Here is a 12,854-nt window from a genome sequence, read left to right on the forward strand (position 1 = left end):
AAGCCTGACTGCACGTTCTTTCCCTTTGGTGCGGTGTTCATGTATACTTTTAGGTAATAAGAAATAGCAGGGGCTTTTCGTACATAGTATGTAGTAGATCTTGGCAAAAAATAAAAATATATAAAAGCTGCTTGGCTGATGAGTGCCATCATTTTGCCGGCAGGAGAGGGAGTTTTGGCTTTTGGAACAATTTCTGGCGTTTTCTCTCAGGGAGATTCCCTATGTTGCTGTAACGTTGATGATTGCCTTTACGGTCCATGAGTTTGCCCATGCTTATGTTGCCTACAAATTCGGAGATCCGACCGCACAGAAACAGGGCAGATTAACATTGAATCCCATGCAGCATTTGGATCCAATCGGGACTATCCTGATTTTTATTGCTGGTTTTGGCTGGGCCAGGCCCGTTCCGGTTAATCGATTCTTTTTTAAGAAACCAAAGCTGGCGGGCATATCAGTCTCAATTGCAGGACCGCTGTCCAATCTGGTGATGGCTGTTCTCGGCTTTTTTATCTGGTATATGCTGGCTGGAACAGGGTTAGCGGCATCGTTTCCATCATTTGTTGCGGACTTTTTAAATATTTTTATCCAGTTAAATTTAGTGCTGTTTGTATTTAATCTTTTGCCGTTCCCGCCGCTTGATGGCTATAGGATTATCAAGGATCTGGCTCCCGCCCATATTCGCCCGAAGATTACCCAATTTGAAGCGTACGGCTCTGTTATTTTCCTCATTCTAGTGATTACGCCGCTGGACCAATACACGATACAGCCAATTTTCAACACCGTTTTGCCGGTGCTGGCGAGCGGATTAAATGATTTTTTCTACGAACTATTTATGACATAATGAGTTAAAACTTTGAGATTAAACTTGCTTAGGAGGATTTAAACATGGAAGAAAAAAAGAAGAAGAAAGTTGATTTTAATATTATAAAAAACGACCCTACTGATGGGCATGGAGGCTTCGGTGTCGGTACCCTCAGTCTTGATAATGTGACGCCGGTGATCATTAATGTAGATGAAGGCGAGGCTTCAATTGAAGTTGGCGCGATGCATGCCAGAAGCCCGGTTGAAAAGGGAATCAAGTTCCTTCCAAATAAGGAGGAGGTCCCTAACGGAAAGCCCTACTGGCTGATTTGGGTAACCATTGACCGAAAAGAGGGCGGCCCCTATTATGCAGGTGTGACAGCATGCGAAATGACGGTTGACAGAGAAATCCGCAGAGGTTACAAATCGCTTCCAGAGCATGTTAACCGAATGGATAAATCTATTAAAAGACAGATTATCGTTAACCACATGGATGAGAAGTCCAAGGGAGTGCTGGTAGAATTTTTAAAGAACCATGACGCTGGCATGTGGGAAAGATCGGCGGAGCAACTAAAATCAGATTTACAAGCGAATTAGAGAAAAAGCTTAAATTTGTGACGAATTTGTGACAGTTTGTTGACGTGGTTTTCTAACTACTTGTACAATTCCCATAAAAAAAGTAAACTATTTAACAGTGTGAAGGCACAATATAGCACTAGGACACGAAAAACCCCGGGATTCGGACCCCGGGGTTTTTCAATTTTGAAGAGGTTAGTGACTAATTTTAGGGAAAAGTCGGGCTGAGTGGAACTAATGAGTACTGCCAGTAGTCGAAGGAAAAGCCTGATGAGTGGAACTAATGTGGTGATTAGTGCCGGAACTCGGAGGGGAAGCCAGCTGAAAGGAACTAAACGAGACGATAGTGGCCGGCCAAAGCGTATACAGTCGAGAATGAACGCAAAGCAGTAAATCTTGCGCGCGAGCTCAGCGGGAAGGCCAGGGAATAAACGAAAGGTCTAATTTTCTCAAGCTCAACAGGAAGATTGATTAAAAATCAAAAATGCCCGATCTCATTCTAAGATCGGGCATCAAAGCAGTAATCATAATCACGAAGCCCATTGGAATAATTTCTTATACCAAGGTGTCTTCGGCTTCTTATCAGATTGTTCAGGTGCTTTCTCTTGTTTGTGGTTTAAATGGTCTGTACAGTATTCCGTCGGTTCTGTGCCTTCGGCGAAATAGGTCAGGCGCTTGACCGGGCAGTTATCTGCAGCAATTTTTCCATTGGCAGGGTCAACATAGACGCCAACTGTGCCCTTTGGCGCTTTAAAGGCTTTTGAAGGCTTTCCTTTATGGGCTTCCTCCATAAACCGGATCCATATGTTCTTGGCATATGTTTTTTCAACTGTGTTCGTAATCATTTGGCCTTTGTCGTAGCCAGTCCATACAGCCGTCACTAGCTGGGGGGTGAAGCCGGCCATCCAGCTGTCTGTTTCGGTTGATCCCGACTTTCCGGCGTATGGGCGTGTCATGTCGTTAATCACCGTGCTCCCTGTTACGCGGGCATATCCATTTAGCTTCGGATCAAAGATTCCGGTCATCATATGGGTCATCACAAAAGCAAGATCCGGCCGCAGAACCTTCATTTGGAAGGGCTCCTGCTGATAGATGACTTCGCCCTTATGGTTTTCAACGCGCTTAATCATGACTGGGGATACCTTTTTTCCGCCATTGGCAAACATGCTGTATGCGTTTGCCAGCTCAATGACCCTTACCCCGGAAGTTCCAAGTGCAAGGGAAGGAACCTTTGCCATTTTCGACGTAATACCAAATTTCTTGGCTGTATTGACGAGAGTCTCCTCTCCTAAAAACAAGTGAGTTTTTACTGCATAGACGTTGTCTGATAAGGCAAGTGCCTGCGCCATTGTTATATTATCATCCGCATATTTGCTGTTAAAATTATGCGGTGTATAATCGGGTGTGCCATCTTCAAAGCGGAAGGTTGTCTGTTCGCTTCGAATCGGAGTTGAAGGGGTAAAACCCTGCTCCAGGGCCGCATAATACAACAGCGGCTTTATCGTTGATCCTGGCTGCCGGACAGCCTGGACTGCCCTGTTAAAGGGGCTTTCCTCATAATTCCTTCCTCCGACCATTGCTTTAACATAGCCGTTTTTTGGATTCATGGCCACAAAACCAACTTGAATCTCCGAGTCTTTTGACATAAGCTTACCAACTGTTTCCTCCGCAATTTCTTGTTCCTTCAGATCCAGAGTGGTGTATACCTTTAATCCTCCCAATTCAATCGTCCGGTCATCCAGCTTCAGCTGTGTTTTTAGCGCGTTGCGGACAGCGTCCTGGAAATAGGGCGCCGTTTTTGATTTAGGGTGAAGGTGCTCACCGACAAGTTTCAGTTCTTCAGCAACAGCTTTATCAGCTTCTTTCTGGCTGATTATTCCGTTTTTAACCATCGTTTGCAGAATAACCTTTTGCCGCATGTTTGCTTTTTCAGCTGATGCAAATGGCGAGTAAATGCCAGGACCCTTAGGAATTCCGGATAAAATCGCAGCCTCAGCCAGGGTAAGATCAATTGCGTCCTTTCCAAAATAAAAGTGGCTGGCTGCCTGAGCCCCATAAGCGCCATTTCCGTAATATATCGTATTTAAATAGCCTTCGAGGATCTCCTTCTTGGTGTAGTTCATCTCAAGCCTGATGGTATAGAATGCCTCAAGTATTTTCCGCTTCCAGGTTTTTTCGTGTTCAAGAAAAAGATTGCGGGCATATTGCTGGCTGATGGTGCTCGCACCCTGTACCTTTGCCATCGCTTTGATATCAGCCAGAGCTGCGCCGGCGATTCTTTTATAATCGAACCCATTGTGGTCGAAAAAATTCTTATCCTCAATCGAAACAGTCGCATCAATTAGATGGGGGCTTATATCTTCAAGAGGTGCCCAATAGCGCTTTTGACCGTTATGGCTTTCCCCAATTACCGTTCCATCCTCTGCAAAAAATAAAGTGGATTGCGGAACGGCGAGCGGCGGCGGGCCCAATATTTTTGCATAGACCAGGATCCCCCCAATCATAACGACTGTTAGAGCCATGCCTATTAAGCTAATAATGAGTATAGCGCGCAAATATTTAATCGTTTTTCGAAAACGCTGATCCGTTATAATCTCCAATGAAGTCACCCCCCAAGTTCTTTCTTAATTAAAAACAAAGCAATTATAAGTACATATCCTCAGTATTGAAAAAACAGGGAAGTTTTAAACATCTTTCTCTACTAATTAGCGAAATTTTTCTTGCAATTTTGCTAGATTCAACTATACTTTTTCTGTGTTTGTAATTTGCATGTTAGGGAAGTATAAAAGATGATAATGCTTTTTGCTGCTCATATAACTGATAATTCATTTTTTTATGGAAGGAATGATTAAAAAATGGGACTTTGGTTCACAGAGAAACAAACTGAGAATTTTGGAATTACGATGAAGGTGAAGCGTACTTTACATACAGAGCAGACAGATTTTCAAAAGCTTGATATGGTTGAAACAGAAGAGTGGGGCAATATGCTTCTTCTTGATGATATGGTTATGACTTCAATCAAGGATGAGTTTGTTTACCATGAGATGGTTGCACATATTCCTCTGTTCACGCATCCAAACCCTGAGAACGTACTTGTTGTTGGCGGCGGTGATGGCGGTGTTATCCGTGAAGTGCTTAAGCATCCAAGTGTAAAGAAAGCGACTCTTGTTGATATTGATGGAAAGGTAATCGAGTACTCTAAAAAGTACCTTCCTGAGATTGCAGGCAAACTGGATGATCCTCGCGTTGATGTACAGGTAGGCGACGGTTTTATGCACATAGCTGAAAGTGAAAATGAATACGACGTCATCATGGTTGATTCTACGGAGCCGGTTGGCCCGGCAGTAAACCTATTCACAAAAGGGTTTTATGCTGGAATCTCCAAAGCTCTTAAAGAAGACGGTATCTTTGTAGCACAGTCTGACAACCCTTGGTTCAAAGCAGACTTGATCCGCAACGTACAGCGCGATGTAAAAGAGATTTTCCCAATTACTCGTTTGTACACTGCTAATATCCCAACGTACCCAAGCGGCATGTGGGCATTTACAATTGGTTCTAAAAAATATGATCCGCTGGAAGTTAGCGAAGAGCGTTTCCATGACATTGAAACAAAATACTATACAAAAGAATTGCACAAAGCTGCGTTTGTATTGCCTAAGTTCGTACAGGATTTAGTGAAGTAAGCTGAAACGGGGGCTAGTCCCCCAATATTTTTAAAGCGAGGGATGACCTTGGTTCGTTTCGATGAAGCCTATTCAGGCAATGTGTTCATTAAAAGCCATCCGAGTTATGAAGAGAGTGAAGCGGTCATTTATGGAATGCCGATGGACTGGACAGTAAGCTACCGTCCGGGTTCACGTTTCGGCCCTGCCCGCATTCGTGAAGTGTCTATTGGACTGGAAGAGTACAGCCCTTATCTTGACCGCGAGCTGGAAGAGGTAAAATACTATGATGCTGGAGACATTCCGCTGCCTTTCGGAAATCCGCAAAAAAGCATTGATATGATTGAAGAGTTTATCGATCAGCTGCTGGCTGAAGATAAATTTCCTCTTGGCATGGGCGGAGAGCATTTGGTTTCCTGGCCTGTCATTAAGGCGATGTACAAAAAGTACCCGGATTTAGCGATTATCCATATGGATGCCCATACGGATCTGCGGGAGCATTATGAAGGGGAGCCATTATCCCACTCTACGCCAATCCGAAAAGCCGCTGATCTGATCGGACCAGGCAATGTCTATTCTTTTGGAATCCGTTCGGGAATGAAAGAGGAATTCCAATGGGCAAAGGAAGTCGGCATGCACATTTCCAAATTTGAAGTGCATAAGCCGCTGAAAGATATCCTTCCTAAGCTTGCAGGCCGTCCGGTTTACGTGACAATCGATATTGATGTTTTAGACCCTGCACACGCGCCTGGAACAGGTACAGTGGACGCAGGCGGCATCACATCAAGAGAATTGCTTCTTTCCATCCATGAAATTGCGCATTCAGATGTAAAAGTTGTCGGTGCTGATCTTGTAGAGGTTGCGCCAATCTATGATCCATCTGAACAAACAGCCAATACAGCGAGCAAGATGATGCGTGAAATGATACTTGGATGGGTTAAAAAATAATTTGAGAACGGGGACTCTGTCTCCGTTTTTTGTGTTGTTGAAACTTTTTCCTTTTTGTCGCCGTATGAAAGGAAAAGGGGTGATAACGATGTATGAACATACATTTGTTAAAGTAGAATTATCCAGTTTTAAGCTGGCGCCAGCAAGGGATTATCACAAGATTGTCCGGGAGCATGAAAAGAGGGATGGGAGCTCGTTCAGATATTTGCTCCAGGCAAGAGGTTACGGCACTCCTGCTTTTTATGAGCTTATTTTTAAACGGAAAATGGACGAAGAAGGAGGTTGAATATAAATGATGGATGCAGGATCACTTTTTCCGCTCTTTGCTATTATCCCTTTTTTATTTTATATCGCTGTCCTGGTCTTCGGCATTTGGTTTGCGGTGAGCCTGATTAAAACACTGAAGGAAAAAAATCAAATACTAAGGGAAATTTCCCGCCAGCTTGAGCAAAGTAAAAAGGACGAAACCTGACGTTTCATCCTTTTTTTTCGACAAAATTCGGGTGGTACCTGGTACCCTTGCACTTTCCCTGTGGAGTATTTATACTTATATAGTTATAGACAAGATGAAAAGGATGTGTTGCCGTTGTCCAGTCGCTCAGCGGAACAAATGCCTGTGAAGATTAAAGTGAAGACGGATATTCGCAGCGGAGGCAGTAAAGATACTTTTGAATTGACTGCTTTTGGCCGATACTATATAAAAGATGCTTCCCGTTTTCTTCAGTATGATGAAGAGATGGAAGAGGGAACGGTAAAAACGATTATAAAATTGTCCGACACAGATGGGCTGATTTTACGAAGCGGCGCCGTGAAGATGAGGCTGCCGTTCAAGATGAATAAAAAGCTCCGGGGCAGCTACCAGACGCCTTATGGAGTGTTTGAGATGGGCACAATGACCAAAAGGATGGTTCATCAATATGATGAGAAATCAGGTGAAGGCTCAATCGATATTTTATACGATTTAAAAATGCAAGGATCCCAGGCAGGTACATACCATTTGGCGATAACGTTTGAGGAGGAGAACAATGAACATAGTTGAGCAGGTACAAAGCAAACTTAAGCAGGAAATTAAGGATGCCGTCGTGAAGGCGGGTTTGGCGGCGGAAGAGCAAATTCCGGATGTTATTCTTGAAATCCCGAAGGAAAAGGCTCATGGCGATTATTCTACCAATATGGCGATGCAATTGGCTCGTGTGGCCAAAAAGGCGCCGAGAATGATTGCGGAGGATCTTATCGCTAATTTTGACAGCTCAAAGGCTTCGATTGAAAAAATTGAAATTGCAGGCCCTGGCTTTATCAATTTCTACATGTATAATTCTTATTTGACTGACCTGATACCGGCTGTACTTGAAGCAGGGGCTAAGTACGGCGAAACGACAGTCGGCAACAGCCAAAAAATCCAGGTGGAGTTTGTTTCAGCGAACCCGACTGGCGATTTGCATTTGGGACATGCCCGCGGTGCGGCAGTCGGGGACTCCCTATGCAATATTTTAGATAAAGCCGGCTATGATGTTTCCCGTGAATACTATATTAACGATGCAGGAAATCAGATAAACAATCTGGCTCTGTCTGTTGAAGCGCGTTACTTCCAGGCTCTTGGCATGGAAAAAGAAATGCCTGCTGACGGCTACCATGGTGAAGATATTATCGGCATCGGCAAAAAGCTTGCGGAAGAATACGGCGATAAATATGTAAATGCAGATGAAAAAGAGCGCTTTGACTTTTTCCGTGAATATGGTTTGAAATATGAGATGGCCAAGCTTAAGCAGGACTTGGAGGATTTCCGAGTGCCATTTGATGTCTGGTATTCCGAAACATCTCTTTATAACAACGGGAAAATCGACACTGCTTTAAAGGCGTTAAAGGATAACGGTCATATTTATGAAGAGGACGGCGCTACATGGTTCCGCTCGACTACTTTCGGCGATGATAAAGACCGCGTACTCATTAAAAATGACGGTTCTTATACGTATCTGACTCCGGATATTGCTTACCATAAGGACAAGCTTGAAAGAGGCTTTGAAAAGCTGATCAACATTTGGGGTGCTGACCATCACGGCTATATTCCGCGTATGAAAGCAGCGATCCAGGCACTGGGCTATGACCGTGAAGCGCTAGAAGTGGAAATCATCCAGCTTGTTCATTTGTATAAAAACGGTGAAAAGATGAAGATGAGCAAACGTACAGGTAAAGCCGTAACCATGCGCGATCTAGTGGAAGAGGTAGGACTGGACGCGACACGCTACTTCTTCGCAATGAGAAGTGCAGATACGCACCTGGATTTCGACCTTGATTTGGCTGTATCCCAGTCAAATGAAAATCCTGTTTATTATGCGCAGTACGCACACGCCCGTATCTCCAGTATCCTGCGCCAGGGTGAAGAGCAGGGCATGACTGCAGACAATAACGCAGATTTCTCTCTTATCCAAGCGGAAAAGGAAATGGACGTTCTTAAGAAGATCGGCGAATTCCCGCAGGCTGTGGCTGAAGCAGCGCAAAAGCGTATGCCGCACAGAATTACGAACTATATTTTTGAGCTGGCTTCCACTTTCCATAGCTTCTACAATGCTGAAAAAGTATTGGATGCTGAAAATCCGGAAAGAACAAAAGCCCGTTTGGCATTAATTAAAGCGGTACAAACAACATTGAAAAATGCACTGGCATTGATCGGAGTATCTGCTCCGGAGAAAATGTAATAGCTAAAAGTAGGCTGGCACCTTCAAGTGCCGGCTTTTTTCATGTTTTTGCCGAAAAAGGGGAAGCTAAGAGCATATGTGTAGGTTTATAGTAGAGTGAAACTTCACTCAGTGATATTCTGAGTGTTAGTTGAACCATGCAGGCAACCTTAAATTTAAAGGGACTTACTGCCCGTTAGTCTGCGGGTCAGAGGGGTAAAGCATAGTAAGCAAAAATAAGGAGGATATCATGAAAATCGTTCTATTATCAATACTTACAGGATTTCTGGTTGGATTTATATTTGCTTTTATGAAGCTGCCGATTCCTGCGCCGCCAGCTCTTCCTGGAATCATGGGCATTGTTGGCATTTATCTTGGCTTTAAAGCGTACGAAGTGGTTTTGCCGTGGCTGCAGAATATAGTGAGATAAGAGAAGGGATGTCCGCAAATTTTGCGGGTCATCCCTTATTTTGCGCCATTGTGAACTCAGCGAATAAAACATGAATTTTAACGAAGAAATGATGAAAATTAGCGAACAAACCGTAAAATTATGCGAATAAAATGGGCAAACTTGCGAACAAATCCTGGATTTTGCGAATAAACCTTTATGAGAGTTTTCAAAGAGGATCAAACTCTGATGAAAACATAGCTTTGAATTTAGGAGAACCCTATTTGAAAGAAAAATGAACAAACCCTTGAGGATTTGTCCATTTTATCAGCATTAACCTTTCAAATTAATTCCAATGAATTTCATTTCTGTCATTTCTCTGATTGCATATTTTACGCCTTCGCGGCCGATGCCGCTTTCTTTTACACCGCCGTAAGGGTAGTTGTCCTGCCTGTAGCTTGAAGCTTCATTGATCCAGACGCCGCCCATTTCCAGGCTGTCCGCTACACGGATAGCACGGTCAATATCCTTCGTGAACACACCGGCTTGTAATCCGTATACGGAATTATTGGTACGCTGGATTGCTTCCTCTTCGGTTTCAAAAGGCATAACCGAAACCAGGGGAGCAAATGCCTCATCTGAAACAACCTTCATATCACGATTCACATTTGTGAGGATCGTCGGTGACACAACGGTTCCATCTTGTTCCCCGCCTGTCTCAATTTTTGCACCATGATCCCGGGCTTCGTCGATCCAGGCTTTTGTCTTGGAAGCGGCACCTTCATCAATCATCGGCCCAATATCGGTGCTTTCCTCACGCGGGTCGCCAATCTTAAGCCTGTTTGTAGCTTTAATGAATTTTTCAAGAAAGGGCTCGTAAAGGCTTTGATGGACATAGATTCTCTGTGCAGAAACACAGACCTGGCCTGAAAAGCCAAAGGCCGCCATCAAAAGCTTATCAACAGCGTTATCAAGATCGGCATCTTCGAAAATAATATTGGGTGAATTTGAACCTAGCTCCATCGTTACCTTTTTTAGGCCGGCCGTATCCCGAATCATTTTTCCAACTGCAAGGCTTCCTGTAAAGGTAATCTTGGGGACCAGTTTATGGGTGGTAAGGTGGGCTCCCACTGTTTCTCCTGTACCAAGGACAAGATTCAACACGCCATCTGGCAGCCCGGCTTCTTCAAAGAGTTTTACAAGCATATAAGCGGAGACCGGTGTTTTTTCAGCCGGTTTAAAAATAACCGTATTGCCGGCTGCTATAGCAGGTGCTATTTTATGAAGAGATAAATTTAAAGGAAAGTTAAAGGGGGTGATCGCACCTACTGGGCCGATTGGCGTGTGCTTAACCATTCCCATTCTGTTTTCTCCGCGAAGGGCAGCATCCATAGGAAGGACTTCACCAGTGATATTTTTAGAAAGCTCTGATGCAAAACGGAGAATCTGAATAGACCGTTTAACTTCAGCCCGGCTATGCTTGATCGGTTTTCCGGCCTCCTGGACAATGATGGCCGCAAATTCCTCCGTTTTCTCCTCCAGAATATCAGCGGCGTTCCGCAATAGATCAGCCTTTTCAAAAGCGGGCATTTTCTTCATAGTGGTTTCAAAGGTTTTCACACTATTATTTATGGCTTCTTCCATGTCATCTTTAACTGCTAGAGCTATTTCGGCTACAAGCTCCTGATTGTAGGGGTTCCGGACCTCAAGTGTGTCACGGTGGGTTTCATTTCTCTCTTTTCCATTGATAATTGAGCCTATGATCATCATCTGCTCCTCCTTTGCTAACAGAGAATTTTACCTAGTTTCTCTGTGAGTTTCATATTTTCGCTATAGTCTACCGGACAATCAATCAGGACTGGCTTATTCATGCCAACTGCTTTTTCCAGAGAGGATTTCAATTCGTTTGTGTCTTGAATCTCGATTGCCTCAAATCCATATGATTTTGCAAGCTGGATAAAATCAGGATTTCCGAACTTAACATGGGATGACCGGTTAAACTCATTTAACTGTTTCCATTCAATCAAACCGTAGCCTTCATCTCTCCATAAAAGAATCACAATGGGAAGGTCGAGTCTTTTGGCCGTTTCAAGTTCTGCGCTCGACATTTGGAAGGCACCGTCTCCGCAAACGGCCACGACGTTTTTATCAGGATGGGCCATTTTGGCGGCAATGGCTCCAGGAACAGCTATACCCATGGAAGCAAGTCCGTTTGAAATGAGGCATGTATGGGGTTCATAGGTATGATACATTCGGGCCATCCACATTTTGTGTGCCCCAACATCCGATATGACGATGTCGTCATCATTTAGGACTTCTCTCAGGTCAGATATCATTTTTTGCGGCTTAACAGGGAAGCCTGCGTCATTTTCAAATGACTCTAATTCGCTGAGTGCTTTGCTTCTTACATTGGCAACCCATTTGTTATCACGTTCGGCAGGGGAGAGTGCATGGTTCAACTCTTGTAAGTTTTCTTTGATATCGCCGATCACATGGTGTTTCACCGGATAGTTTGCATCCGTTTCAGCCTCAATGGTATCAATATGCAAAATCGGTGTTTGCCCGCCGGGATTCCAATTTTTTGGAGGATATTCAGCCATATCAAAGCCAATGGTAATAATGAGGTCTGCTTCCCGGAATCCGCAGGTAATATAATCATGGCTGCTTAAACCGGCGGTCAGCAGGCTTAATTCATTTCTCCACGATAGGGCACCCTTTCCCATGAAGGTATGGACAACAGGAATCTGGGTTTTTTCCACTAATGCACGCAGGCTGTCCGAGGCTTGTCCTCTTTCAACGCCCATGCCAGCCAGGATGAGAGGATGTTTAGCGTCTTCCATTAGCTTTGCGGCTTCCTGGATCACCCGTTCACTCGCTTCTGATAAAGAGTGATTCATAACCTTGAGCGGGGATGCCTCCACCTCCATGGCGGCAATATCTTCTGGCAAATCAATATGTGTGGCGCCAGGCTTTTCCGTTGTCGCTACCCGAAATGCTTTTCTGACAACCTCCGGGATGATATCTGCTGTCTTCACCTGGGTATTCCATTTTGTTACCGGTTCAAAAACAGAAACCAAATCATAATATTGATGGGAAATTTTGTGCTGCCTATCCAATCCTGCCTGGCCTGTAATCGCAATAAGTGGGCAGTGGTCCATATTAGCATTGGCAACACCTGTCAGCAGGTTTGTTGCACCCGGTCCGAGAGTGGCCAGGCAGACTCCTGGTTTTCCTGTAAGCCTGCCGTATGTCCCCGCCATAAATGCGGCATTTGTCTCATGTCTTGTCACAATAAACTCGATGCTTGAATCGAGAAGGGCATCCATAATGTCCAGGTTCTCCTCACCGGGAACCCCGAAGATATATTCAACCCCTTCGTTTTCAAGGCATTTAATCAGCAGCTGAGCTGCATTCATTCCTGACACCTCCTGAGTTTTTGATAAAAAAGCACCTTATTTGACTATTCCACATATATGTCTGCCTAAACAGAGGGAACCCTTTTGTATTGAGAAGAACAAAACCGAATAACTGATGGGAACTCAAAGGGAAGTATTGAAAGAAATTTTAGGAATACAATTTTGAGGGAACTTTCCGTATGAGTGCTTTGCTGAGTTAAAAAGGTAGATTGTTTTTTTACGCAAAAGGGAGTTCATAAAATCGAGAGTTATACAATATGGGGATGAGATATATAATGCGGATGAATTCTCCGATTTTGTCAGGTGTCTGCGCAGGATGGCTGCTAGAGGAATTGAGGCAAAAGGTAAAAGAAATCAAGTTAAAATGAAAGGAGGCTGGGACATAACT

At 44.1% G+C, this 12,854-nt stretch carries 12 protein-coding genes; 9 read left to right on the top strand and 3 right to left on the bottom strand.

The genetic code is table 11. The features are described from left to right. The first annotated feature begins 181 nt into the window (after positions 1 to 181). A complete protein-coding gene (locus J7I93_RS04130; protein ID WP_214723565.1) occupies positions 182 to 841 on the top strand; it encodes a site-2 protease family protein in 660 nt (219 codons plus the stop codon). A gap of 44 nt (positions 842 to 885) precedes the next feature. Further along, positions 886 to 1,398, top strand: coding sequence for a YwhD family protein (locus J7I93_RS04135; RefSeq protein ID WP_214723567.1), 513 nt, complete (start codon positions 886 to 888; stop codon positions 1,396 to 1,398). A 509-nt stretch (positions 1,399 to 1,907) separates the two neighbouring features. Here J7I93_RS04135 and J7I93_RS04140 read toward each other — a convergent pair. Continuing rightward, complete coding sequence (locus tag J7I93_RS04140; RefSeq protein ID WP_214723569.1) at positions 1,908 to 3,977, bottom strand: transglycosylase domain-containing protein; 2,070 nt, start codon at positions 3,975 to 3,977, stop codon at positions 1,908 to 1,910. A gap of 255 nt (positions 3,978 to 4,232) precedes the next feature. On the opposite strand from J7I93_RS04140, the gene speE reads away from it, so the two are divergent. From speE to J7I93_RS04175, 7 genes are all read left to right on the top strand, one after another. After that, the gene (gene speE, locus J7I93_RS04145) at positions 4,233 to 5,060 is read left to right on the top strand and encodes a spermidine synthase (RefSeq protein ID WP_110063681.1); all 828 of its coding nucleotides are present in this window, start codon (positions 4,233 to 4,235) and stop codon (positions 5,058 to 5,060) included. 48 nt (positions 5,061 to 5,108) lie between these two features. After that, positions 5,109 to 5,987, top strand: coding sequence for an agmatinase (speB, locus tag J7I93_RS04150; RefSeq protein ID WP_251025720.1), 879 nt, complete (start codon positions 5,109 to 5,111; stop codon positions 5,985 to 5,987). Positions 5,988 to 6,075: 88 nt separating this feature from the next. Further along, a complete protein-coding gene (locus tag J7I93_RS04155) occupies positions 6,076 to 6,273 on the top strand; it encodes a hypothetical protein (RefSeq protein ID WP_214987679.1) in 198 nt (65 codons plus the stop codon). Between the two features lie 6 nt (positions 6,274 to 6,279). Further along, entirely contained in the window at positions 6,280 to 6,459 is a 180-nt protein-coding gene (locus J7I93_RS04160; protein WP_214723573.1) for a hypothetical protein, read from the top strand. A 114-nt stretch (positions 6,460 to 6,573) separates the two neighbouring features. Next, a complete protein-coding gene (locus tag J7I93_RS04165; protein ID WP_214723575.1) occupies positions 6,574 to 7,026 on the top strand; it encodes a YwiB family protein in 453 nt (150 codons plus the stop codon). After that, positions 7,013 to 8,683, top strand: coding sequence for an arginine--tRNA ligase (gene argS, locus J7I93_RS04170; RefSeq protein ID WP_214723577.1), 1,671 nt, complete (start codon positions 7,013 to 7,015; stop codon positions 8,681 to 8,683). The genes J7I93_RS04165 and argS overlap by 14 nt, the downstream gene beginning before the upstream one ends. Before the next feature lie 229 nt (positions 8,684 to 8,912). Continuing rightward, on the top strand, positions 8,913 to 9,092 hold the full coding sequence (locus J7I93_RS04175; RefSeq protein ID WP_214723579.1) for a XapX domain-containing protein: 180 nt from the start codon (positions 8,913 to 8,915) through the stop codon (positions 9,090 to 9,092). Positions 9,093 to 9,383: 291 nt separating this feature from the next. On the opposite strand, the gene J7I93_RS04180 is transcribed toward J7I93_RS04175, so the two are convergent. Together J7I93_RS04180 and J7I93_RS04185 are read right to left on the bottom strand one after the other, a co-directional pair. Beyond that, positions 9,384 to 10,820, bottom strand: coding sequence for an aldehyde dehydrogenase family protein (locus J7I93_RS04180; RefSeq protein WP_214723581.1), 1,437 nt, complete (start codon positions 10,818 to 10,820; stop codon positions 9,384 to 9,386). A gap of 14 nt (positions 10,821 to 10,834) precedes the next feature. Next, a complete protein-coding gene (locus J7I93_RS04185; protein WP_214723583.1) occupies positions 10,835 to 12,466 on the bottom strand; it encodes an acetolactate synthase large subunit in 1,632 nt (543 codons plus the stop codon). Positions 12,467 to 12,854 lie beyond the last annotated feature (388 nt).

The sequence above is a fragment of the Bacillus sp. ISL-47 genome, from assembly GCF_018613175.1.
Classification (GTDB): domain Bacteria; phylum Bacillota; class Bacilli; order Bacillales; family Cytobacillaceae; genus Cytobacillus.